This is a genomic window from Pseudomonas sp. R2-60-08W, assembly GCF_003852335.1.
Lineage (GTDB): Bacteria > Pseudomonadota > Gammaproteobacteria > Pseudomonadales > Pseudomonadaceae > Aquipseudomonas.
Genome location: NZ_CP027731.1, coordinates 4,918,192 through 4,942,329 on the forward strand (window position 1 = coordinate 4,918,192; position 24,138 = coordinate 4,942,329).

At 58.6% G+C, this 24,138-nt stretch carries 20 protein-coding genes, 1 other RNA gene and 1 pseudogene; 9 read left to right on the top strand and 13 right to left on the bottom strand.

The genetic code is table 11. The features are described from left to right. Nucleotides 1-33: 33 nt before the first annotated feature. On the bottom strand, nt 34-684 hold the full coding sequence (rlmE, locus tag C4J90_RS22445) for a 23S rRNA (uridine(2552)-2'-O)-methyltransferase RlmE (RefSeq protein WP_032862906.1): 651 nt from the start codon (nt 682-684) through the stop codon (nt 34-36). A gap of 105 nt (nt 685-789) precedes the next feature. Between rlmE and C4J90_RS22450 the strand changes: the two genes are divergently transcribed. Next, on the top strand, nt 790-1,098 hold the full coding sequence (locus C4J90_RS22450) for a YhbY family RNA-binding protein (RefSeq protein ID WP_124364441.1): 309 nt from the start codon (nt 790-792) through the stop codon (nt 1,096-1,098). A gap of 9 nt (nt 1,099-1,107) precedes the next feature. On the opposite strand, the gene C4J90_RS22455 is transcribed toward C4J90_RS22450, so the two are convergent. From C4J90_RS22455 to grpE, 8 genes are all read right to left on the bottom strand, one after another. Beyond that, a complete protein-coding gene (locus C4J90_RS22455; RefSeq protein ID WP_124420840.1) occupies nt 1,108-1,512 on the bottom strand; it encodes an MFS transporter in 405 nt (134 codons plus the stop codon). A gap of 28 nt (nt 1,513-1,540) precedes the next feature. Further along, nucleotides 1,541-2,017: a transcription elongation factor GreA gene (gene greA / locus C4J90_RS22460; protein ID WP_124364443.1), complete on the bottom strand. Its 477-nt coding sequence runs from the start codon at nt 2,015-2,017 to the stop codon at nt 1,541-1,543. Beyond that, on the bottom strand, nt 2,014-5,235 hold the full coding sequence (gene carB, locus C4J90_RS22465) for a carbamoyl-phosphate synthase large subunit (RefSeq protein WP_124364444.1): 3,222 nt from the start codon (nt 5,233-5,235) through the stop codon (nt 2,014-2,016). Before carB ends, greA begins: the two co-directional genes overlap by 4 nt. A 100-nt stretch (nt 5,236-5,335) precedes the next feature. Then, nucleotides 5,336-6,472 (bottom strand): glutamine-hydrolyzing carbamoyl-phosphate synthase small subunit, encoded by a 1,137-nt coding sequence (carA, locus tag C4J90_RS22470; RefSeq protein ID WP_124415615.1) that lies wholly within the window; start codon nt 6,470-6,472, stop codon nt 5,336-5,338. A 259-nt stretch (nt 6,473-6,731) separates the two neighbouring features. Further along, nucleotides 6,732-7,538, bottom strand: coding sequence for a 4-hydroxy-tetrahydrodipicolinate reductase (gene dapB / locus C4J90_RS22475; protein ID WP_124420841.1), 807 nt, complete (start codon nt 7,536-7,538; stop codon nt 6,732-6,734). A 10-nt stretch (nt 7,539-7,548) separates the two neighbouring features. Next, nucleotides 7,549-8,673: a molecular chaperone DnaJ gene (gene dnaJ / locus C4J90_RS22480; RefSeq protein WP_124364447.1), complete on the bottom strand. Its 1,125-nt coding sequence runs from the start codon at nt 8,671-8,673 to the stop codon at nt 7,549-7,551. Nucleotides 8,674-8,991: 318 nt separating this feature from the next. Beyond that, nucleotides 8,992-10,908 (bottom strand): molecular chaperone DnaK, encoded by a 1,917-nt coding sequence (gene dnaK / locus C4J90_RS22485; RefSeq protein WP_124364448.1) that lies wholly within the window; start codon nt 10,906-10,908, stop codon nt 8,992-8,994. A gap of 102 nt (nt 10,909-11,010) precedes the next feature. Beyond that, nucleotides 11,011-11,571 (bottom strand): nucleotide exchange factor GrpE, encoded by a 561-nt coding sequence (gene grpE / locus C4J90_RS22490; RefSeq protein WP_057725007.1) that lies wholly within the window; start codon nt 11,569-11,571, stop codon nt 11,011-11,013. A 254-nt stretch (nt 11,572-11,825) separates the two neighbouring features. Between grpE and recN the strand changes: the two genes are divergently transcribed. Continuing rightward, nucleotides 11,826-13,499 carry a DNA repair protein RecN gene (gene recN, locus C4J90_RS22495; protein ID WP_124420842.1) on the top strand — a complete coding sequence of 558 codons (1,674 nt, stop codon included), beginning with the start codon at nt 11,826-11,828 and terminating at the stop codon, nt 13,497-13,499. Nucleotides 13,500-13,585: 86 nt separating this feature from the next. Here recN and fur read toward each other — a convergent pair whose 3' ends face one another. Continuing rightward, nucleotides 13,586-13,990, bottom strand: coding sequence for a ferric iron uptake transcriptional regulator (gene fur / locus C4J90_RS22500; protein WP_003194220.1), 405 nt, complete (start codon nt 13,988-13,990; stop codon nt 13,586-13,588). A 98-nt stretch (nt 13,991-14,088) separates the two neighbouring features. Here fur and C4J90_RS22505 point away from each other — a divergent pair, with 98 nt between their 5' ends. Further along, nucleotides 14,089-14,616: an outer membrane protein assembly factor BamE gene (locus C4J90_RS22505; RefSeq protein ID WP_124364450.1), complete on the top strand. Its 528-nt coding sequence runs from the start codon at nt 14,089-14,091 to the stop codon at nt 14,614-14,616. A 55-nt stretch (nt 14,617-14,671) separates the two neighbouring features. Here C4J90_RS22505 and C4J90_RS22510 read toward each other — a convergent pair whose 3' ends face one another. Next, a complete protein-coding gene (locus tag C4J90_RS22510) occupies nt 14,672-14,974 on the bottom strand; it encodes an RnfH family protein (protein WP_124364451.1) in 303 nt (100 codons plus the stop codon). Next, nucleotides 14,967-15,401 carry a type II toxin-antitoxin system RatA family toxin gene (locus tag C4J90_RS22515; protein ID WP_124364452.1) on the bottom strand — a complete coding sequence of 145 codons (435 nt, stop codon included), beginning with the start codon at nt 15,399-15,401 and terminating at the stop codon, nt 14,967-14,969. The genes C4J90_RS22510 and C4J90_RS22515 overlap by 8 nt, the downstream gene beginning before the upstream one ends. Nucleotides 15,402-15,570: 169 nt before the next feature. Between C4J90_RS22515 and smpB the strand changes: the two genes are divergently transcribed. Then, nucleotides 15,571-16,053, top strand: coding sequence for an SsrA-binding protein SmpB (gene smpB, locus C4J90_RS22520; protein WP_003176160.1), 483 nt, complete (start codon nt 15,571-15,573; stop codon nt 16,051-16,053). A 37-nt stretch (nt 16,054-16,090) separates the two neighbouring features. On the opposite strand, the gene C4J90_RS22525 is transcribed toward smpB, so the two are convergent. Next, entirely contained in the window at nt 16,091-16,858 is a 768-nt protein-coding gene (locus C4J90_RS22525; protein WP_124364453.1) for a GntR family transcriptional regulator, read from the bottom strand. A gap of 250 nt (nt 16,859-17,108) precedes the next feature. On the opposite strand from C4J90_RS22525, the gene C4J90_RS22530 reads away from it, so the two are divergent. From C4J90_RS22530 to C4J90_RS22550, 5 genes and pseudogenes are all read left to right on the top strand, one after another. Beyond that, entirely contained in the window at nt 17,109-18,803 is a 1,695-nt protein-coding gene (locus C4J90_RS22530; RefSeq protein ID WP_124420843.1) for a lactate permease LctP family transporter, read from the top strand. A gap of 70 nt (nt 18,804-18,873) precedes the next feature. Continuing rightward, on the top strand, nt 18,874-21,684 hold the full coding sequence (locus C4J90_RS22535; RefSeq protein WP_124420844.1) for an FAD-binding and (Fe-S)-binding domain-containing protein: 2,811 nt from the start codon (nt 18,874-18,876) through the stop codon (nt 21,682-21,684). 135 nt (nt 21,685-21,819) lie between these two features. After that, the gene (locus C4J90_RS22540; protein WP_124408197.1) at nt 21,820-22,098 is read left to right on the top strand and encodes a hypothetical protein; all 279 of its coding nucleotides are present in this window, start codon (nt 21,820-21,822) and stop codon (nt 22,096-22,098) included. Between the two features lie 93 nt (nt 22,099-22,191). Then, nucleotides 22,192-22,588, top strand: a transfer-messenger RNA (tmRNA) gene (gene ssrA / locus C4J90_RS22545). A 186-nt stretch (nt 22,589-22,774) separates the two neighbouring features. Next, nucleotides 22,775-24,028, top strand: a pseudogene (locus tag C4J90_RS22550) (integrase domain-containing protein). Nucleotides 24,029-24,138 lie beyond the last annotated feature (110 nt).

Sequence of the window (24,138 nt, forward strand, 5' to 3'; positions counted from 1 at the left end):
ACATAAAAAAACCTATCGCCCTCCTCGAATTCCTCAAAAACGCTCTTCGCTCGCCGCGCCTTCCACACCGCGAAAGCCGCGGCAGAGCAGGTATTGCTCACGGGACCTGTCCCGGGAAGAGTCAGGTTTACGCGTTTGAACCTTGTCAAACAGCTTGCGGATGTTCTTGTGGTACTCGTCAAACCCTTCACCCTGGAAGACCTTGACCAGAAAATCACCACCCGGACGCAACACCCGTCCAGCCAGATCCAGTGCCAATTCGCACAGGAACATGGCGCGTGGCATATCAACAGCCGGTAATCCACTCATATTGGGGGCCATGTCGGAAATCACAAGGTCTACCTGCGAATTTCCGACGGCCTCGAGGATCTGCGCAAGCACGGCGTCCTGAGTGAAGTCCCCATGAACAAAGGTCACATCCGGGATGCTGTCCATTTCCAGGATATCGGAAGCGATCAAGCGGCCCTGCCCACCAATCAGACGACTGGTCACCTGGGACCAGCCACCGGGAGCAGCACCCAGGTCGATAACGCTCATGCCAGGCCGGATCAGTTTGTCCTTGTCCTGGATCTCCAGCAGCTTGTAACTGGCCCGGGAACGGTAGCCGTCCTTCTGCGCCTTTTTGACGTAAGGATCGTTGAAATGTTCTTGTAGCCACTTAAGGCTGGTTTTGGAACGGGCCACGGGCCACCTCGAAAATAAAACGGGTCGTGATTAACTGGGCGGTCCCGGACTCGCTCGGGTAAACTGGCCGCCGCTTTTTACAAGATCAGACGCAGGGGTCAGATTATGCCGCTCACTCAAGAGCAGAAGAAACAGTACAAATCCATTGGCCACCATTTGAAACCAGTTCTGATTGTGGCAGACAACGGTTTGACTGAAGGTGTGTTAGCCGAGTTCGAACGCGCACTCAATGATCATGAACTGATCAAGATCAAGGTCAACATCCTTGATCGCGAAGCGCGCCTGGCCGCCATTGCAGAACTGTGCAAGGTTGGCAAAGCGGACCTGGTTCAGGTTATCGGCAAGATGGCGCTGCTGCATCGCAAGAACTTCAACGTCAACAAGCAATTGTCGAACGTTCATCGCTTCAAATGATGACAAGGGTCAAGGGCGTGCTTCGCGCGCCCCGCCACTCCATCCCGGCGCAGGCTGTATCGCCAGCACCAAGCCAGAAAACCCTAGCACAAGATAGCTGAACAACTGCCAGCGCAACGCTTGCGGCAGCCACACATGCACAATGCAATACATTGCGCACGCATACAGCGCCATCAACAGCAGTTGGCCGCGAATATCCCGCCACAAACTCCCCAAGCCTTCAGCCTTGACCAGCACCAACGCCTGGAGCGTCACGCATGCTGCGGCAAAACTCACCAGCAACGTAGTCAGCAAGCCGTCGATCTCATCGATCAGCAAGGGTGCCAGGCCTATTAAACCCAGCGCCGGCAACATGCCAATATGCAACAACCATAGGCCACCCACCCAAAGCATCTGGGAAAGTTGCCACAGCATGGCGCCCGCACGAAGCGGGCGCCGTCTTTCAGATGTGACGAACTTCGACAATCTCGTACTCGATCACGCCGCTCGGCGTTTTTACGGCAACCACGTCGCCTTCTTCCTTGGCGATCAGGGCGCGGGCCAGCGGCGAACCAACAGAGATCTTGCCGAGTTTGAAGTCAGCCTCGTCTTCGCCCACGATTTGGTAGACAACGCGCTCATCCGTCTCCACGTTGGCGATTTCCACCGTGGTGCCGAAAATCACCTTGCCGGTGTGCGGGATGGTCGTGACGTCGATGATCACCGCATTCTGCATGCGGCCTTCGATGTCACGGATCCGCGCCTCGACCATACCCTGCTGCTCGCGAGCAGCGTGATATTCGGCGTTTTCCTTCAAGTCACCCAGTTCGCGGGCCGTACCGATGTCCTGGCTCAGCTTTGGACGTACGACCTTGGTCAGATGGGCGTGCTCCTCTTCCAGGGCCTTGGCGCCCTGGACGGTCATTGGATATTTGATCATGCCTTCAATCCTGCGTGTAGATCCTGCAAGCGACGCACGGTCTTTTCCGGACCGAACTTGAGCGCTTCGCAGATGGCTTCGCCTGCAGCAATGGTGGTGGTGCAGTAGATCTTGTGCTGCAAGGCATTACGGCGAATGGAGTAGGAGTCGGCGATCGACTGGCGACCTTCGGTGGTGTTGATGATCAGCGTGACTTCGTCATTCTTGATCATGTCGACCACGTGCGGACGGCCTTCGGTCACCTTGTTCACGCGGCGCACTTTCAGGCCGGCAGCCTCGATCAGCTTGGCGGTCCCGGCGGTAGCCACGACTTCAAAGCCCAAGTTGATCAGATCACGGGCTACACCCGCAACCAGTGGCTTGTCGTCATCACGCACGCTGATGAACGCAGTACCGCCGGTCGGCAGCACTTCGCTGGCGCCCATCTGAGCCTTGGCGAACGCTTCGCCGAAGGTGTCACCCACGCCCATCACTTCACCGGTGGACTTCATCTCTGGGCCGAGGATCGGGTCCACGCCAGGGAACTTGGCGAATGGGAACACCGCCTCTTTCACGCTGTAGAAGTTCGGAATGATTTCCTTGGTGAAGCCGATTTCCTTCAATGTCTTACCGGCCATTACGCGGGCAGCGATCATAGCCAGGGAAACACCGATACACTTGGAAACGAACGGCACGGTACGCGAAGCGCGCGGGTTGACTTCGATGACGTAGATGTCTTCGCCTTGCAGCGCCAACTGTACGTTCATCAGGCCGACCACACCCAGTTCCAGGGCCATTTTCTTGACCTGTTCGCGCATCTCGTCCTGGATATGCGCAGGCAACGAGTACGGCGGCAGCGAGCAGGCGGAGTCACCGGAGTGAACGCCAGCCTGTTCAATGTGCTGCATGATCGCGCCGATCACCACGTCAGTGCCGTCACACACCGCGTCCACGTCCATCTCGATGGCGCAGTTGAGGAAGTGGTCGAGCAGCACAGGGCTGTCGTTGGACACTTTCACCGCGTCACGCAGGTAGCGCTTGAGTTCGTCTTCTTCGTAGACGATCTCCATGGCACGGCCGCCCAGTACGTAGGACGGACGCACCACCAGCGGGTAGCCGATCTTGCTGGCTGCGCGGATGGCTTCGTCTTCGCTGCGCACGGTGGCGTTCGGCGGCTGGCGCAGGTTCAGGCGCTCGACCATTTGCTGGAAGCGCTCGCGGTCTTCAGCTCGGTCGATGGCGTCCGGGCTGGTACCGATGATCGGCACGCCAGCCGCTTCCAGGGCACGCGCCAGTTTCAACGGGGTTTGCCCGCCGTACTGGACGATTACGCCTTTTGGCTTCTCGACGCGGCAGATTTCCAATACGTCTTCCAGCGTTACCGGCTCGAAATACAGGCGGTCGGAAGTGTCGTAGTCAGTGGAAACAGTTTCCGGGTTGCAGTTGACCATGATGGTCTCGTACCCGTCTTCGCGCAGTGCAAGGGCGGCGTGTACGCAGCAGTAGTCGAACTCGATGCCCTGGCCGATACGGTTCGGACCACCGCCCAGGATGATGATCTTGTCGCGGTCCGACGGCGCGGCTTCGCACTCTTCCTCATAGGTGGAGTACATGTACGCCGTGTCGGTGGCGAACTCGGCAGCGCAGGTGTCAACGCGCTTGTAGACCGGGAAGATATCCAGCTTGTGGCGATGGGTACGCAGGTTCTTCTCGGTCACACCCAGCAGCTTGGCCAGACGTTGGTCGGAGAAGCCTTTGCGCTTGAGGCGGAACATCAGGTCGCGGTCGATCGACGAAAGACCGAGGGTCTTGACCTTCTCTTCTTCCTTGATCAGGTCTTCGATCTGCACCAGGAACCACGGGTCGATCATGTTCATGCCGAAGATATCTTCGACGCTCAGGCCGGCGCGGAAAGCGTCAGCCACGTACCAGATACGCTCGGCGCCCGGCACGGTCAGCTCGCGCTTGAGGATGCTCATGCTTTCCGGGTTGCTCAGGTCGAGCTTTTCGTCCAGGCCGCAAACACCTACTTCCAGGCCGCGCAGGGCTTTCTGCAGGGATTCCTGGAACGTGCGGCCGATTGCCATGACTTCACCGACAGACTTCATCTGGGTGGTCAGGCGCGCATCAGCCTTGGGGAATTTTTCGAAGGCAAAGCGCGGCAGCTTGGTCACAACGTAGTCGATAGACGGCTCGAAAGAGGCCGGCATGGCGCCGCCCGTGATTTCGTTTTGCAGCTCGTCCAGGGTGTAACCGATCGCCAGCTTGGCAGCGATACGCGCAATCGGGAAACCGGTCGCTTTCGAGGCCAGCGCCGACGAGCGCGATACACGCGGGTTCATCTCGATAACGACCATGCGGCCTGTGTCCGGGCAGATGCCGAACTGAACGTTGGAACCACCGGTTTCAACGCCGATCTCACGCAATACCGCCAACGAGGCGTTACGCATGATCTGGTATTCCTTGTCCGTCAGGGTCTGCGCTGGAGCCACGGTGATCGAGTCACCGGTATGCACGCCCATCGGGTCGAAGTTTTCGATGGAGCAGACGATGATGCAGTTGTCCTTCTTATCGCGGACAACCTCCATCTCGTATTCTTTCCAGCCGATCAGGGATTCGTCGATCAGCAGCTCTTTGGTCGGCGACAGGTCCAGGCCACGGGCGCAGATTTCTTCGAACTCTTCACGGTTGTAGGCAATGCCGCCACCGGTGCCGCCCATGGTGAAGGACGGACGGATAATGCACGGAAAGCCGAGCTTTTCGAGAACAGCGTTGGCCTCTTCCATGCTGTGGGCGATACCGGAGCGCGGGCAATCAAGGCCGATGGACTTCATCGCCTTGTCGAAACGCGAACGGTCTTCAGCCTTGTCGATGGTGTCGGCGTTGGCACCGATCATCTCTACGCCGAACTTTTCCAGGACGCCTTCGCGCTCCAGGTCCAGGGCGCAGTTCAGCGCGGTCTGGCCGCCCATGGTCGGCAACAGCGCGTCCGGACGCTCTTTCTCGATGATCTTGGCCACGGTCTGCCATTTGATCGGTTCGATGTAGGTGGCGTCGGCCATGGCCGGGTCGGTCATGATGGTGGCCGGGTTGGAGTTCACCAGGATGACGCGGTAGCCCTCCTCGCGCAGGGCTTTACAGGCCTGGGCGCCGGAGTAGTCGAATTCGCAGGCCTGGCCGATCACGATCGGGCCAGCGCCGAGAATCAGGATGCTTTTTATGTCTGTACGTTTTGGCATGGGTTTGTCACTCCGCAGGTCAGTCGGCAAGCCGTCTTGAACAATCCTTGAAGAGCCTGCGGGGGCCACCGAAATCAGGGGCCGCCCGCACGCCGCTCAGTCAGCGTCGCTTGGCCATCTCATTGATGAAACGGTCGAACAGCGGCGCTACGTCGTTCGGGCCCGGGCTGGCTTCAGGGTGGCCCTGGAAGCTGAACGCGCTCTTGTCGGTGCGCTCGATGCCTTGCAGGGAGCCGTCGAACAGCGACTTGTGAATGGCGCGCACGTTAGCCGGCAAGGTCGCTTCATCCACCGCAAAACCGTGGTTCTGGCTGGTGATCATTACAACGCCAGTATCCAGGTCTTGCACCGGGTGGTTGGCGCCGTGGTGGCCGTGCCCCATTTTCAGGGTCTTGGCGCCGGAAGCCAGGGCCAGCAACTGGTGGCCCAGGCAGATGCCGAATACCGGGATCTCGGTTTCCAGCACTTCCTTGATCGCCTGGATGGCGTAGTCGCATGGCTCGGGGTCGCCTGGGCCGTTGGACAGGAACACACCGTCCGGCTGCAGGGCGAGCACTTCACTGGCCGGGGTTTGTGCAGGCACCACGGTTACGCGGCAGCCCCGTGCAACCAGCATGCGCAGGATGTTGTATTTGACGCCGTAGTCGTAGGCAACCACATGGTATGGAAGCTCGGCCGCGTCGATGGTCGCGTGACTGTCGGTCTTCAGGTCCCAAACAGTGGAGCGCCATTCGTACTGCTCTTTGACGCTGACGACTTTCGCCAGGTCCATGCCCTTCAGGCCAGGGAACCCTTGCGCCGCGGCAATCGCCGCCTCTTCGGAAATATTGTCACCGACCATGATGCAGCCATTCTGCGAGCCTTTTTCACGCAGGATGCGCGTGAGGCGGCGCGTATCGATACCGGCGATCGCCACCACGTTGTTGGCCTTCAGGTAATCGGACAGCGACATCGTGTTACGCCAGTTGCTCGCCACCAGAGGCAGGTCACGAATCACCAGACCTGCCGACCAGACACGATCAGACTCGACGTCTTCCGGTGTAGTACCGGTGTTGCCGATGTGCGGATAGGTCAGGGTGACGATCTGTTGGGCGTAGGAAGGATCGGTAAGGATTTCCTGATAGCCGGTCATGGCAGTGTTAAACACCACCTCTCCAACGGTTTGACCGTCGGCTCCAATGGCTTCGCCGCGAAAAATGCTGCCATCAGCAAGGGCGAGTATGGCTGGCTTAGTCAAGAAGACCTCCCGTAAATAAAGCCTGAAAGGGCGATCGCAGGTTGTAAAAAAGCGGAGTGACGTATGGACACGTCACCCCGCTTCTTCACCGAATAATTCTGCGCGCTTTTAGTGGACACACTAAAGCTGTAGCTTACAGAAAAAGGCTTTTTGGGTCCACCGCTAATGAGCCTTAAAGGCAGGAGAATGCGACAGGGCGTCGCCTAGCGGGTAAAAACGGGGCCTAAGCATAAGCTTGAGGCCCTGTTTAAGCTACTGATTAGTGCAGGTCGAGCACGTCGCGCATGTCGTACAGCCCAGGCTCGCGCCCCTCCAGCCAAAGCGCAGCACGTACCGCACCCTTGGCGAACGTCATGCGGCTGGACGCCTTGTGCGTGATCTCAAGGCGCTCGCCCTCAGTGGCGAACAGCACAGTGTGATCACCCACCACATCACCACCGCGCACCGTCGCAAACCCGATGGTGTCGCGCGCGCGCGCACCGGTATGCCCCTCGCGGCCATACACCGCCACTTTCGACAGGTCACGCCCCAATGCATCAGCAATGGCCTCGCCCATGCGCAGCGCAGTCCCGGACGGCGCATCGATCTTGTGACGATGATGGGTTTCGATAATCTCGATATCCGCCTCATCACCCAATACGCGAGCGGCCAAGTCCAGCAGCTTGAGGGACAAGTTCACACCCACGCTGAAGTTCGCAGCGAAGACCACCGGAATATCCTTGCCCGCCTCTACCAGCAATTGCTTCTGCTCAGCCGTCAAACCGGTGGTACCGATCACCATCGCCTTTCCCGCCTTTCGGCAGAACGCCAGGTTTTTCAGCATCACCTCCGGCAGCGTGAAATCGATCAATACGTCGAACTCGTCAGTCACCCGCTCCAGGTTGCCGGACAACGAAACGCCGATACGGCCCAGCGAGGCCAACTCACCGGCATCCGCACCGATCAACGTGCTGCCCGGGCGAACGATCGCCGCGGTCAGCCCGGACGCCGGCGAGCGCTGCTGCACCGCTTCGACCAGCGTCTTGCCCATGCGCCCGGCAGCGCCCATTACGGCTATACGTCGCATATTCAATTCCTTACAGGTCGCCGAAGAAGCGCTTCACGCCATCGAAAAAGCCCGTGGTTTTTGGCGAGTGGGAGTCATCACCCGCTAACGAACTGCGGAACTCTTCAAGCAGCTCGCGCTGACGACGATTCAAATTGACGGGCGTTTCTACCGCCACACGACACATCAAGTCGCCCGCCCCACCACCGCGCACTGGCGCAACGCCCTTGCCACGGATACGGAACTGCTTGCCGGTTTGCGTGCCCTCAGGAATCTTGAGCTTGACCCGACCATCGAGGGTCGGAATCTCCAGCTCACCGCCCAGTGCCGCATCGACAAAGCTGATCGGCACTTCACAGAACAGATGCTTGCCATCGCGCTGGAAGATCGAGTGCTCGCGCACATTGATGACCACGTACAGATCGCCGGTAGGACCACCTTGAGCACCCGCCTCGCCCTCGCCCGACAGACGAATGCGGTCGCCGGTATCCACGCCCGCCGGCACTTTCACCGACAGCGTCTTGTACTCTTCGACACGGCCTTCGCCATGGCAGGAGTCGCACGGATCGGAGATGATCTTGCCCTGGCCATGGCAGCGCGGGCAGGTTTGCTGCACCGAGAAGAAGCCCTGCTGCATACGCACCTGACCGATACCACCGCAGGTCGGGCAGGTGATGGGCGAAGAGCCTTTCTTTGCACCCGAACCGTCGCACGGCTTGCAGTTGACCAGCGTCGGTACACGGATGTTGACGCTGGTGCCGCGCACGGCTTCTTCCAGGTTCAGCTCCAAGGTGTAGCGCAAGTCGCTGCCGCGCTGGGCGCCGCCACGCTGGCCGCCACGGCCACCGCCGAAGAAATCACTGAACACATCGCCGAAAATATCGGAGAAGTTCTGCCCACCAAAACCGGCACCGCCGCCGCCCATGCTTGGGTCGACACCGGCATGCCCATACTGGTCGTAGGCTGCACGCTTGTTGGGATCAGACAGACATTCGTAGGCCTCATTGGCCTCTTTGAACATTTCTTCGGATTCTTTGCTATCCGGATTACGGTCCGGGTGGTGCTTCATTGCCAGGCGGCGGTAAGCCTTTTTCAGGTCCGCGTCGGCGCAGCCACGCTCCACACCCAATACTTCGTAATAGTCACGCTTTGCCATAAGTCTTTGCACTCTTAAGGACGTTCAGCCAGACCCTCCTGAGCCTCGCCAAACTCGTTGAGCCCCAATGCAGGCCCGGACCCAACTCACGTCAATTCAACGATCCTGGTCATTACTACTCTTTAGCCGGCCACCCGACTAAAAACGCGGCATTTACTGCTCGGAAAGCAGGAGCATTTCCGATCACACCGCCAGCATCCGAACGCTGTCGCATACTGTAAAAATTCGCATACCCCAGACACGCCAACGCGGGAGCAAGCTCCCGCGCGGCGACATCCTACCAGTCACCGCTTGTGAGCGGTCAACCGGGCGACCAAGTTACTTCTGGTCTTTGACTTCTTCGAACTCGGCATCGACCACATCGTCGTGCTTGGCTTCAGGCTCTGCTTGTTGTGCAGCACCCTCGGCCGGCTGGCCTTGCTCGGCGTACATTTTCTGAGCCACTGGCGCGGACACCTTCGACAGCTCCTCAACCTTGGCTTCGATAGCGGCCTTGTCGTCGCCTTTGATAGCGGCTTCCAGGGCAACCACGGCAGCTTCGATTGCAGTTTTCTCTTCGGCAGTCACTTTGTCGCCAGCGTCAGCGACCATTTTGCGCGTCGAGTGAACCAGCGCATCACCCTGGTTACGGGCGCCAGCCAGCTCGGCAAACTTGGCATCCGCATCAGCGTTGGCTTCAGCATCACGAATCATCTGTTGAATTTCTTCATCAGACAGGCCGGAGTTGGCCTTGATGGTGATCTTCTGCTCTTTGCCGGTAGCCTTGTCTTTCGCACCAACGTGCAGGATACCGTTGGCGTCGATGTCGAAGGTCACTTCGATCTGCGGCACACCACGTGGAGCTGGTGGAATCTCGGCCAGGTCGAATTTACCCAGGGATTTGTTCTGCGCAGCTTGCTTACGCTCGCCTTGCAGCACGTGAATGGTCACGGCGCCCTGGTTGTCATCGGCAGTCGAGAACACTTGGGATTTCTTGGTAGGAATCGTGGTGTTTTTCTCGATCAGCGCGGTCATTACGCCACCCATGGTTTCGATACCCAGGGTCAGCGGGCTGACGTCCAGCAGCAGCACGTCTTTCACGTCACCGGCCAATACCGCGCCCTGGATGGCAGCACCCATGGCAACCGCTTCGTCCGGGTTCACGTCTTTACGTGCTTCTTTACCGAAGAACTCGGTGACTTTCTGCTGTACCAGCGGCATGCGAGTCTGGCCACCGACCAGGATCACGTCGTTGATGGAACCAACGTCGATACCGGCGTCTTTCAGCGCAATGCGGCAAGGTTCGATGGTGCGCTGAACCAGGTCTTCAACCAGCGCTTCCAACTTGGCGCGAGAGATCTTCACGTTCAAGTGTTTAGGGCCGGTAGCGTCTGCAGTGATGTACGGCAGGTTCACGTCGGTGGACATGCTCGACGACAGTTCGATCTTGGCTTTCTCAGCAGCCTCTTTCAGGCGCTGCATCGCCAGCGGGTCACCCTTGAGGTTCATGCCGCTTTCTTTCTTGAATTCGTCAACGAGGTAGTCGATCAGACGGATATCGAAGTCTTCACCACCCAGGAAGGTGTCGCCGTTGGTGGCCAACACTTCGAACTGGTGCTCGCCGTCAACTTCAGCGATTTCGATAACCGAAACGTCGAACGTACCGCCACCCAGGTCATAAACGATCACAGTGTGGTCGCCTTTGGCCTTGTCCATACCGTAAGCCAGGGCAGCTGCGGTAGGTTCGTTGATGATACGTTTTACGTCCAGACCCGCGATGCGGCCGGCGTCTTTGGTCGCCTGGCGCTGGCTGTCGTTGAAGTAAGCCGGAACGGTGATCACCGCCTCGGTCACGGTTTCACCCAGGTAGTCTTCGGCAGTTTTCTTCATCTTTTTCAAGACTTCAGCCGAGATCTGCGGCGCAGACATCTTGTTGCCATTTACTTCAACCCAGGCGTCACCGTTGTCAGCCTTGGCGATTTTGTAAGGCACCATCTTGATATCTTTCTGTACGACTTCTTCGTCGAACTTACGACCGATCAGACGTTTTACCGCGTACAGGGTGTTGTGCGGGTTGGTAACAGCCTGACGCTTGGCCGACTGACCGACCAGGATCTCGCCGTCGTTGGCGTAAGCGATGATTGACGGCGTGGTACGCGCGCCCTCAGCGTTTTCGATAACCTTGGCCTTGCCGTTTTCCATGACCGAGACGCACGAGTTGGTGGTCCCCAGGTCGATACCGATAATTTTGCCCATGATTCACTCTCCCGAAACTTGAATTTGGATGCCGCAGCAGTTGTGGCTAACTGCGGTAGCACTTAAACGCTTGACTTATAAATGGGGGCCTTGCGGCGGATTTCAAGCCTGCTCATCAATAGAAGGCGAAACGGGTGCAGGCGCCTTGCTCACCACGACCATCGCCGGGCGCAACAAGCGACCGTTGAGCAGGTAGCCCTTCTGGAACACCTTCAATACGCTGTTAGGCTCGAGGTCATGACTTTCCTGCATCGCCATTGCCTGGTGGTGCTCCGCGTTGAACGGCTCACCGCCTTGCGGATCGATAGCTTCCAGCTGATAACGCTTCAGGGTGTCCTGGAACATTTTCAGGGTCAGTTCGATCCCTTCGCGCATAGGGCGGATGTTTTCGTCGTCCGGGTTGGACAATTCGAGGCCACGCTCCAGGCTGTCAATAATTGGCAGCAGGTCGTTGGCGAATTTTTCCAACGCGAATTTGTGCGCCTTTTCTACGTCCTGCTCGGCACGACGGCGGACGTTCTGCAGATCGGCGGCAACACGCAACGACTGATCCTGCGCTGCGGCCAGCTGCTCTTCGAGCACTTGCACACGAGTTCCCAGTTCATCACCGGCAGCCGAATTGGCGTCTGGCGTTTGCGTATCCTGCGTCTGTTCGTCAGCCATAGATTTCTCCTTTCAAAATCATGCGCGAACTCAACTCGCGCTTCTATTTCGGTATATGGGGCCACAATTTTCAGGTTCAAGGGCGCAGGCGTTACCAAAAGTCTTTCGCATGACTTGGATCATTTCCTGCCTCTACATTCCTAATCGCGCTAAAAAAACACATCGATCAAGCAAATCGAGCTAAGCGCCAGGATTGTCAGCCCAGAACAAAACACTGTATAAATAACCAGACCTAAAGCCTGGGAGCGACCTTCATGCTCGTGCACCTGTCCGTACATAACTACGCCATCGTTGAACATCTGGATCTCGAACTGGATCGCGGCATGAGCGTAATCACAGGCGAGACCGGCGCCGGCAAGTCGATCATGCTCGACGCCCTGGGCCTGACACTCGGCGACCGCGCCGATAGCGGCGTGGTGCGCCCCGGTGCCGACAAGGCCGATATCCTGGCCACCTTCGACCTGGCGGACATTCCCGAAGCCGAGGCCTGGCTGGCCGAGCGCGACCTCAATAATGAAGGACCGTGCATTCTGCGCCGGGTGATCACCGCCGAAGGACGCTCACGCGGCTATATCAATGGCACGCCCTGCCCCCTTGGCGACCTCAAGGCCTTGGGCGAATTGCTGATCGATATTCACAGCCAGCATGAACACCAATCCCTGCTTAAAACCGACACCCATCGCCGCTTGCTCGATGAGTACGCCGGCGCCACCGAACTTGCCCGCCAGGTTCACCTGGCCGCTCAACGCTGGCGGCAGACGCGCCAGGAACTGGAACGCCTTTCCAATTCCGGCGACGAGCAACGCGCTCGTCACCAACTGCTCAGCTATCAACTCGAAGAGCTGGAAAGCCTGGGCCTGGGCGAGACCGAACTGGAGCAGCTTGAACAGGAACACAAGAACCTGACCAACGCTGAAACGCTATTGGGCATCTGTCGCCAGGTAGTCGAGCAATGCAGCGAAAGCGATTCCGGCAATGTGCTTAACGCACTGACGGCGAGCCTCAATCGGCTGTCCAGCGTGAATAACGCATCCGGCTCACTGAGTGAAGCCACCACGTTGCTGACCAGTGCGCAGATCCAGGTGGAGGAAGCGGTCGGCGAGCTGAATCGCTTTCTGGATCATTTCGATGCCGACCCGGCGCGCCTACAGGAAATAGAAGAGCGCCTGGACACCATCTACACCCTGGCGCGCAAGCATCGAATCCAGCCAACCGAAGTGGCGGCGATGCAGCAAAAACTGCTGGATGAAATCGAAACCCTGAACGCGAACGACGAGTCCATTGAACGCCTCGGCGAAGAACTCGCCTCCTTCGCTCGCCATTACCAGGAAAAGGCTCGCGAGCTGAGCGACCTTCGCCAGCAGGCCGCCACCCGCCTGGCCGGTGCCGTGGAACAGGAAATCCAGCGCCTGGGCATGCCCGGTGGCCGTTTCACCATCCAGTTGAACGCCAACACCAGCCATGAGCTGCAACCCCATGGCCTGGAACAGGTGGAGTTGCTGGTCAGCGCCAACCCGGGGCAACCGCTCAAAGCCCTGGCAAAGGTCGCCTCCGGCGGCGAGCTTTCGCGGATCAGCCTGGCCATCCAGGTCATCACCGCGCAAACCTCGCGCGTACCGACACTGGTGTTCGATGAAGTGGACGTAGGCATTGGCGGGCCGACTGCGGAGATTGTTGGCCAGTTGTTGCGACGCCTGGGGGATCGAGGCCAGGTGCTTACGGTGACCCACTTACCGCAAGTGGCAGCCCAAGGACATCAGCATTTGTTCGTGCATAAGGTGCGAGGCAGCGACGCGACGCGCACGGCCGTGTCCAAACTGAACAAGTCGGAGCGCGTGGAAGAAGTGGCGCGGATGCTTGGCGGTATTGATTTGACCAAGGAGTCTCTGGCTCATGCGAAGAAAATGGTCGTCGCCGCGAAGGCTTGAGGCGAGCATTTTGCTTCTTATATAAAGCACGAAGGCGACCCTGGGGTCGCCTTCAATCGTTTAGCAGAGCAGATCTGCGTCGATTTTTACTTTTTCTTACGGATGTACAGCACCAGATTATGGTCGACCAAATCGAAGCCATGCTCCTCAGCGATCTTATGCTGCAGCGCTTCGATCTCAGGGCTGGTGAACTCGATAACCTCATTGGTATCCAGGTCAACCATATGGTCGTGATGCCCGCCGTCGGCCAATTCAAACACTGCATGACCGCCGTCGAAATTATGACGAACCACCAGCCCTGCGGCTTCAAACTGGGTCAGGACACGGTAGACCGTGGCCAGGCCGACGTCTTCATTAGACTCCATCAGCGCCTTGTAAACGTCCTCGGCACTCATGTGGCGCTGCTCAGCAGAATCGAGCATTTGTAGAATCTTGACTCGGGGCAGAGTCACTTTGAGACCGGCTTTGCGTAGTTCGCTATTTTCAACCATGGTTAGCTTTCTCGCGGATGCTGCTTCGCAGCTTCTCTTAATACGGGTATGATCGGCGTTTACGTTGTCCCAGCCAAGATAGTGGAAGTCGCCCACCGATGCAAAACACCAAGCTCTTGCTAACCAGTTTCACCTTTGTGGGACTGCTCGCACTCGCCGGTTGTTCATTCCCCGGGGTTTACAAAATCGACATCCAGCAGGGCAATGTCGTCACGCAGGACATGATAGACCAGTTACGCCCGGGAATGACCCGACGGCAAGTACGGTTTATCATGGGCAATCCCCTGCTGACCGACACTTTCCATGCCGATCGCTGGGATTATCTCTACAGCCTCCAGCCTGGCGGCGGTGAGCGCCAGCAGGAGCGTGTCAGTGTCATCTTCAATGGCAATGACCAGCTTGTCAGCCTGTCCGGTGACTTCATGCCCGGCGTAAGCCGCGATGAAGCGCTGATGGGCAAGGACAGCGGTACCAGCGTGACCGCCCCTGCACAGGAAGCCGAGAAGCCGAAATCCGAGGTGCCGGCCAAGCCAGGCTCCTTGCTGGACCAGATCCAGAAAGACGTCGATGGCGTGGAAACCGTGCCAGTCCCGACGCCACAGCCTCTGGACACCAGCCCGCAGTAACAAGGCGACACTCAACAAAAAGCCCGGCATGCCGGGCTTTTTGTTGCTTGCTGATTTATGAGCTTTGCTGCCTGGCCTTCGCCGCTTTGGCCGCACGCTGCCTGCGCACTTCCTTGGGATCTGCCAGCAACGGCCGGTAGATCTCAATTCGATCACCTGGCTGCACCACACGCGTATCAGCGTCGGCAACCACCTTACCGAAGATTCCCAACGGGCATTCAGCCAGTTCCAACTGCGGGAATTGCTCAGCAATCCTCGACACGTGCACCGCCGCCCTCAGGCTTGTGCCCTCCGGCACCGCCACCGCCAGTAACACTTGGCGCTCAATGGCGGCATGCACCACTTCAATGTCAATCATGCAGCTGCTTGGCTCGCTGGCAGAATGCATCCACCAGCGTATTCGCCGCTTGGTTGAATAAAGGTCCCAACGTCGCCCGGACAATAGGCCCGGCGTAATCGAACGACAGATCCAGGCTGATCTTGCAGGCCTTGTCCGTCAGCGCCTTGAATACCCATACCCCATGCAACTGAGTGAACGGCCCCTCCTGCAGATTCATCTCGATGGATTTTCCAGGTACCAGCACATTGCGCGTAACAAAATGCTGACTAAGCCCACCCTTGGCTACGCCGACGCTGGCCACCATGTACTCATCACCGCCCTCCAAAACCTCGGCAGTCGAGCACCACGGCAGGAATTCCGGGTAACGCGCCACGTCGTTGACCAGGTCATAGAGCGCCTGCGCGGGATAGGGCAGCAGGGCCGAACGTTGAATATGCGTCGTCATGTGAGCGTTATTTCCACAGCTGAGCGGGCAAACATCGCGAAAGAACAGCCAGATCCGCGAGAGAAAAAAACCAAAGAACTGCCGGCATTGTCCGGGATTCATCGAACACGCTCAAGCACGCAGGTTGACCGTAGCCGACTCGCTCGCAACTCCCTATAATGCCGCCCCTATGGCTAAACAAAAGAAACACCCCACAGGGACCATCGCGCAAAATAAAAAAGCGCGACACGATTACTTCATCGAACATCGGTTCGAGGCTGGTCTGGTCCTGGCCGGCTGGGAAGTAAAGAGTCTGCGTGCCAGCAAGCTGCAGCTGGTCGACAGCTATGTGCTGCTCAAGGATGGCGAGGCATGGCTGCTTGGCAGTCATATAACCCCGCTGACCACCGCGAGCACCCACGTGATTGCCGACCCGGTGCGCACGCGCAAGCTGCTGCTCAACGCCCGCGAGCTGGAAAAACTCGCTGCGGCAGTGCAACAGAAAGGCTACGCCTGCATCTGCTTGTCCTGGTACTGGAGCAAGCACCTGGTCAAGTGCGAGATTGCGCTGGGCAAGGGCAAGAAGGAATACGACAAACGCGATACCGAACGCGAGCGCGACTCCAATCGCGAATTGCATCGCGCGGTGCGCAACAAGGGCAAGGAAGAATAACCTTGTGACCCTGTAGCCTCGGGCAACTCGCCCGAGGCTACATGCCTTTACGTCGCTCCGCCCGGGCCACGCGCTGAACCTCCTGACGCACCTCCTCCAGCACTTCCTGCACATACAGCAGGTGACGTGTTGAAATTTCGCGCGCCTGCTCGGCCCGCCCTTCGATAATTGCCAAATACAGGTCGCGATGCTGACTGATCAGCATGTCGCGGGTCTCGGTGCGCTGCTGATACATGCCGCCAATGTTGGTCACCACGTTACGCTTGAGCAAATCGAACAGCCCGCGAATGGTATGCAGCAATACGGCGTTATGACTGGCCTCGGCAATGGCCAGATGAAACCGCGCATCCGCGGCGCCCTCCTCCACTCGACTCACCTCATCGGCCCGGGCATAACAATCCTGCAACGCTTCGAAAGCCGCCGTCAGCCGCTCACGGTCAACTTCCGTTGCTCGTAATGCCGCGTAATACGCGCAAGAAGCTTCCAGTGTTTGGCGAAACTCCAACAGGTCCCGTTGAGCTTCAGGATTGTTTTCCAACAGATTCAACAGAGGATCGCTGAAGGTCGACCCAAGGGATTCCACGACATAGTTGCCACCGCCCTGACGGCTGACCAGCAACCCTTTGGCCGCCAGCTTCTGGATCGCTTCTCGCAGCGATGGCCGTGACACGCCAAATTGCTCAGCCAAAGCACGTTCGGCCGGCAAGCGCTCGCCCGACTTCAACGTGCCCTCAAGGATCATGCCCTCGAGCTGCTCGACGATATCGTCAGACAAACGGCGCTGACGCACCTGATCAAACCCCATAACCCACTCTCCACCATCCCGACCACTCGCCGGGGCTTCTATTCTGGCCTATCGCCGCGCTCGCGGCACCTATCAGAACGCCTTCGATTCACCCCATCAGAACAACCACGCCCGGCTGTACGACCAAAGTTTCGCGGGCGGCAAATTGACACACCCCCAACAAGCCTCTTAATCTAGCCCACAGCGGTTGTAAATTGGTATTACCAATTATCCAAGCCATACAAACAACAACAATCAGGGGCCACCCCATATGCAAACCTGGCAACAGCTCTACAGCCCTCTCGGCAGTCTCGGTGTATCCGCACTGGCCGCCGTTATTCCCATCGTATTTTTCTTCCTGGCCCTGGCCGTGTTCCGTCTCAAGGGGCACGTGGCTGGCAGCATCACCCTCGCGCTGTCGATCCTGGTCGCCATCTTTGCCTTCCAGATGCCGGTAGATATGGCCCTGGCCGCTGCCTGCTACGGCTTTGCCTATGGTTTGTGGCCGATTGCGTGGATCATCGTAGCCGCAGTATTTCTCTACAAGTTGACGGTCAAGAGCGGTCAGTTCGAAGTGATCCGTAGCTCGGTCCTGTCGATTACCGACGATCAACGTTTGCAGGTACTGCTGATCGGCTTCTGCTTCGGCGCGTTCCTCGAAGGTGCGGCCGGTTTCGGTGCGCCCGTGGCAATCACCGCCGCGCTGCTGGTCGGCCTGGGTTTCAACCCGCTCTACGCCGCCGGCCTGTGCCTGATTGCCAACACCGCCCCAGTCGCCTTTGGCGCGCTAGGCATCCCGATCATCGTTGCAGGCCAAGTCACCGGCATCGACGCCTTTAAGATCGGTGCCATGACCGGCCGCCAACTGCCGCTGCTGTCGTTGTTCGTGCCCTTCTGGCTGGTGTTCATGATGGACGGCCTGCGCGGCGTTCGCGAAACCTGGCCCGCAGCCCTGGTGGCGGGCCTGAGCTTCGCCGTCACCCAATATTTCACATCCAACTTCATCGGCCCGGAACTGCCCGACATCACCTCGGCACTGGCCAGCCTGATCGCCCTGACCCTATTCCTGAAAGTCTGGCAGCCCAAGCGCAGCGCCGGCGCGCAGATTGCCGGCGCTACCTCGAGCACAGCGGTTACTGCCAGCGCTGGCGGCTTCGGCTTGCCGCGCAACACCGTTGTGTCGCCGTACAGCCTGGGGCAGATTTTCAAGGCATGGTCGCCGTTCCTGATCCTCACCGTGCTGGTCACCATCTGGACACTCAAACCCTTCAAAGCGATGTTCGCCGCAGGTGGCTCGATGTACAGCTGGGTCTTCAACGTTGCGATCCCGCACCTGGACCAACTGGTGATCAAGGTCGCACCGATTGTAACGAACCCCACCGCCATCCCGGCCGTATTCAAGCTGGACCCGATCTCAGCAACCGGTACCGCGATTTTCTTTTCTGCGCTGATCTCAATGGCAGTCCTGAAAATAGACTTCAAAACTGGTCTTACCACTTTAAAAGAAACTTTCTACGAGCTGCGCTGGCCAATCCTATCCATCGGCATGGTGCTGGCCTTCGCCTTTGTCACCAACTACTCGGGCATGTCCTCCACCATGGCCTTGGTCCTGGCCGGCACCGGCGCTGCCTTCCCCTTCTTCTCACCTTTCCTCGGCTGGCTTGGGGTTTTCCTGACAGGCTCGGACACCTCGTCCAACGCACTGTTCAGCTCGTTGCAAGCGACCACCGCGCACCAGATCGGCGTTAACGACACCTTGCTGGTAGCGGCCAATACCAGTGGTGGCGTGACCGGCAAAATGATCTCGCCGCAATCCATCGCCGTGGCCTGTGCGGCGACCGGCCTGGTGGGCAAGGAATCCGACCTGTTCCGCTTCACCCTCAAGCACAGCCTGTTTTTTGCCACCCTCGTCGGGTTGATCACCCTGGCGCAGGCATATTGGTTCACCGGTATGCTGGTGCACTGAGACCTGCACGCAACAGGGTAAAAACCGACGCCGGGCAACGGTTCCGGCGTCCGCTATTTCTGGAGGACCGATGAGCCTGCCTGCAGCATTCCTGAGCGACGTCGCACAGCTGATTCCGAAGGATCGGCGATTCGACGATCCACTTTCCACCCTCGCCTTCGGCACCGATGCCAGCTTTTACCGATTGATCCCACAGCTGGTGATTCGCGTTGAATCGGAAGACGAAGTCGTCACGCTGCTGCAACTGGCCCAGCGCGACCGCGTCCCCGTGACCTTCCGCGCGGCGGGCACCAGCTTGTCCGGCCAGGCCATCAGCGACTCGGTGCTGATCGTGCTGGGGGAGCAGTGGGATTGCCGCGAAATACGCGGGCATGGCACGCAGATCCGCCTGCAACCGGGCGTCATCGGCGCCCAGGCCAACGCCTGGCTTGCGCCATTCGGGCGCAAGATCGGGCCGGACCCGGCGTCGATCAATGCCTGCAAAATTGGCGGCATCGTCGCTAACAACGCCAGTGGCATGTGCTGCGGTACGGCACAAAATACCTACCACACCCTGGCCGGTATGCGTCTGGTGCTGGCCGACGGCAGCCGCCTGGACACCGAAGACCCCGCCAGCGTCCAAGCCTTCCGTCAGACCCACGGCGCGCTGCTCGAACGCCTGGCAACACTGGGCCGCGAAACGCGGGCAAATGCCGATCTGGCCGCAAAGATCCGCCACAAATACCGTCTGAAAAATACCACTGGCCTGTCGCTCAATGCCCTGGTGGATTTCGATGACCCGTTGGACATCCTCAGCCATCTGCTGGTGGGCTCCGAGGGCACGCTGGGGTTTATCAGCGCGGTGACCTACGACACGGTGATCGATCACCCGAACAAAGCCTCGGCGCTGATCGTGTTCCCGGATGTCGAGACCTGCTGCAACGCGGTAACTGTGCTGAAAACCCAACCGGTCTCGGCGGTTGAGCTGCTGGACCGGCGCAGTCTGCGCTCGGTACAGGACAAACCGGGTATGCCGGCGTTCGTACAGCACCTGTCGGAAAATGCCTGCGCACTGTTGATCGAATCCCGCGCCGCCTCCCCTTCATTACTGCATGAACACATGGCGCTGATCATGGCCTCCCTGGCAGCGTTTCCGGTGGAGAAACAGGTCGACTTCACCGAGGACCCGCTGGAAAACGCCCGGCTCTGGGCAATCCGCAAAGACACTTTTCCCGCCGTGGGCGCCGTGCGCAAAACCGGCACGACCGTCATCATCGAAGACGTCACCTTCCCGGTTGAACAACTGGCGATTGGCGTTAACCGTTTGATCGAACTGTTCGACAAGCATCACTACGACGAGGCCATCCTTTTCGGACACGCGCTGGAAGGCAATCTGCATTTCGTCTTCACTCAAGGCTTCAACAGCGCGGAAGAAATCGCACGCTATCAGGCGTTCATGGACGACGTTGCACAGCTGGTGGCGGTTGAATTCGGCGGCTCGCTGAAAGCCGAACACGGCACTGGCCGCAACATGGCGCCGTTTGTCGAGCTGGAATGGGGCAGCGATGCCTATCAGCTGATGTGGCAGCTCAAGCGCCTGCTCGACCCCAACGGCATCCTCAACCCGGATGTGGTGCTCAGCGATGACCCGCAGATTCATCTCAAGCACCTCAAGCCCCTGCCCGCCGCCGACGAGCTTGTGGATAAGTGCATCGAATGCGGCTTCTGCGAGCCAGTGTGCCCGTCCAAAGGCCTGACCTTGAGCCCGCGCCAACGCATTGTGATCTGGCGCGATATCCAGGCCAAACAACGCGCCGGCGTCGACACTACCGAATTGGAAACCGCCTACCACTACCAAGGCATCGACACCTGCGCCGCCACCGGGCTGTGCGCCCAACGCTGCCCTGTCGGCATCAATACCGGCGACCTGGTGAAAAAGCTGCGCAGCCGCGACGCCGACCGTACGAAAACCGCCGAATGGCTCGCCACCCATTTCGCCACTGCGCTGCAAGGTGCGCGCTTCACCCTGCATGTCGCCAACGGCGCGCGCATGCTGCTGGGAGCGCCGCGCCTGGCGAAGTTATCGGCCACCGTCACCCGGCTGTCCAAGGGCCAGGTCCCACAATGGACCAACGCCATGCCGCAACCGGAAAAAGCCATTCGCTTCAGCCCGGCCGTCACCGACGAGCGACCACGAGTAGTCTACCTGGCGGCCTGTGTCTCACGCGCCATGGGCCCGTCGGCGGGGGATAAAGAGCAAATGTCGCTGTACGACAAAACCCGTGGCCTGCTGGAAAAAGCCGGTTACCAGGTAGTCTTTCCCGACCATCAAGACAACCTGTGCTGCGGCCAACCCTTCGCCTCCAAAGGCTATGCCGAACAGGCAGAGCACAAGCGCCAGGAACTGCTCGGCGCCCTGCTCCACGCCAGCCGTGGCGGCCTCGACCCGATCTATTGCGACACCAGCCCGTGCACCCTGCGCCTGATGCAAGACCTGGGCGAGACACGCCTGGACCTCTACGACCCGGTACGCTTTATCCGCACCCACCTGATGGACCGCCTCGACTTCACGCCGCAAGAGGCGCCGATTGCCGTCCATGTGACCTGCAGCACCCAACACCTGGGTGAAAGCCAAGCGCTGATTGACCTCGCCCGGCGCTGCGCCAAAACCGTCGTCATCCCCGAAGGCATCCACTGCTGCGGTTTTGCCGGCGACAAAGGCTTTACCACGCCAGAACTCAACGCCCACGCACTGCGCACCCTCAAGGAGGCGGTGCAACAGTGCAGCGAAGGCATCTCCACCAGCCGCACCTGCGAGATCGGCCTGAGCCAGCACGGCGGCATCGATTATCACGGTTTGGTATACCTCGTAGACCGCGTGACCCAGGCCCGCGCCCACTAGCCTGCAAAAAAACCGAACCCCTGCGCGCCGGCGTAGTCATCTGCATAGGCCTCGACAAACGAGGCTCATCAGTGATGTCGCTGGCAGGCACCCAACGCCGGCAGCGTCAAGCCCAATCGTGCAAGGAGATACCCTATGAAGCGTTCCGCTCTTGCTGGCTTGTTCATTACCGCTGCGATGCTGGCGTCCCCTGCTTTTGCGGCCGGTGATAAAGATCTCTGCCAGATCAACCTGGACAAAATCAACAACGGTAAAGCGCTACTCGCCACCGACACCAGTGGCAAAAGCGGCGAAATAGACACCGCCGTCTCCCAGGCGAAAGCAGCCAGCGCCGCCGGCGATCACAAGAAGTGCATCGAAATCACCTCCAAGGCCCTGCAAGACCTGCAGAACAGCGACAAAGGCGGTCAGTAAGCGATAGGGCCGACCTTCGGGTTGGCCTTTCGTGAAGGTTTGGCGTACACTACACAAGCTTGTCACTCACTAGAAACAACGAGTTACAAGCACGGGGCCGTTTAGGATTCGACGCCGGTCGCGAAACTTTAGGTGCATGCCGAGTTGGTAACAGAACTCGTAAATCCACTGTTGCAACTTCTTATAGTTGCCAATGACGAAAACTACGGCCAGGAATTCGCTCTCGCTGCGTAAGCAGCCTTAGCCCTGAGCTTCTGGTACCTTCGGGTCCAGCAATCACCAGGGGATGTCTGTAAACCCAAAGTGATTGTCATATAGAACAGAATCGCCGTGCAGTACGTTGTGGACGAAGCGGCTAAAACTTACACAACTCGCCCAAAGCACCCTGCCCTTCGGGTCGCTGAGGGTTAACTTAATAGAAACGGCTACGCATGTAGTACCGACAGCGGAGTACTGGCGGACGGGGGTTCAAATCCCCCCGGCTCCACCAATTCAACGAAAAAAGACGTCCATGGACGTCTTTTTTTGTGCCTGAAATCCAGTAAATACGGGGTTTCAGGGCGACGGGAGGCTTTCCAGGCGTTGTGAGTTCCAGGCAGTTTGGTATTCCCAATGGTATTCCCGGCTACCCCGGCGCTAATCTTGGGAATACCAAAGGTGTCATGGAGTACTTCTCATGTGCACTCAAACCATCCGCCTCTCCGACCGCCAGCAAGGCGGTCAAACCGAAAGACAAGGATTACGTCCTCACAGATGGCGACGGGTTCCAACTGCGAGTCAGGGTCAATCGCTCGATGCAGTGGAATTTCAACTACCGGCATCCCGTCACCAAAAATCGAATCACATGGCACTCGGCTCTTATCCCGAGGTTTCTCTTGCGCAAGCGAGGAAGAAAACCGTTGAGGCCAGAGAGCTGCTTGCACAGGGCATCGACCCAAAAGCTCAGCGTAATGAGCTACAGGAGGCCAAACGAGCGGAAACGGAATACACCTTCGAGAACGTGGCCACCGCCTGGTTCGAGCTGAAGAAGGATTCCGTCACGCCGGCGTATGCCGAAGACATTTGGCGCTCCCTCACACTGCATGTTTTTCCGAGCATGAAATCAACGCCTCTCTCCGAAGTCAGCGCCCCAATGGTCATCAAGCTCCTTCGTCCGATTGAGGCCAAAGGCAGCCTCGAGACAGTTAAGCGAGTGAGCCAGCGCCTTAACGAGATCATGACCTACGGGGTCAATTCCGGAATGATCTTTGCCAACCCTCTCAGCGGCATTCGAGCGGTGTTCAAGAAACCTAAGAAAGAGAACATGGCAGCGCTACCACCAGATGAGCTTCCGGAGCTCATGATGGAAATCGCGAACGCCAGCATCAAGCGGACGACCCGCTGCCTGATCGAATGGCAGCTACACACTATGACCCGCCCTGCCGAAGCGGCGACTACCCGATGGGAAGACATCGACTTCGAAAAACGCATCTGGACCATCCCTCCGGAGCGAATGAAAAAGCGTCGTCCGCACACAATCCCGCTGACCGAACATGCACTCTCGTTATTGGAGACGCTTAAGCCCCATAGCGGCCACAGGGAATATGTGTTCCCGTCAGATAGAAATCCGCGCACCCACGCGAATAGCCAGACAGCCAACATGGCATTGAAACGAATGGGCTTTCAGGACCGCTTAGTCAGCCACGGCATGCGCTCCATGGCCAGCACAATTCTGAATGAGCATGGATGGGATCCGGAGCTAATCGAAGTCGCGCTGGCGCATGTCGATAAAGACGAAGTTCGAAGCGCCTACAACCGGGCGGATTACATCGAACGCCGGCGTCCGATGATGGCCTGGTGGAGTGAACATATCCAGAAGGCAGCTACCGGCAGTCTGTCGGCATCCGCCATCAATCAAACCAGGGACCGTAACGTCGTGCCGATACGCTGAGCAGGCGACAATTCGTGCCGTGCAGCAGGGCGACTGAAGTGGCGACTGTTGCTAAATCAGCCGCATTCCTGCGCTTCTTCGGCCAAGCCCCTAAGTATGGGAAGGCTCCG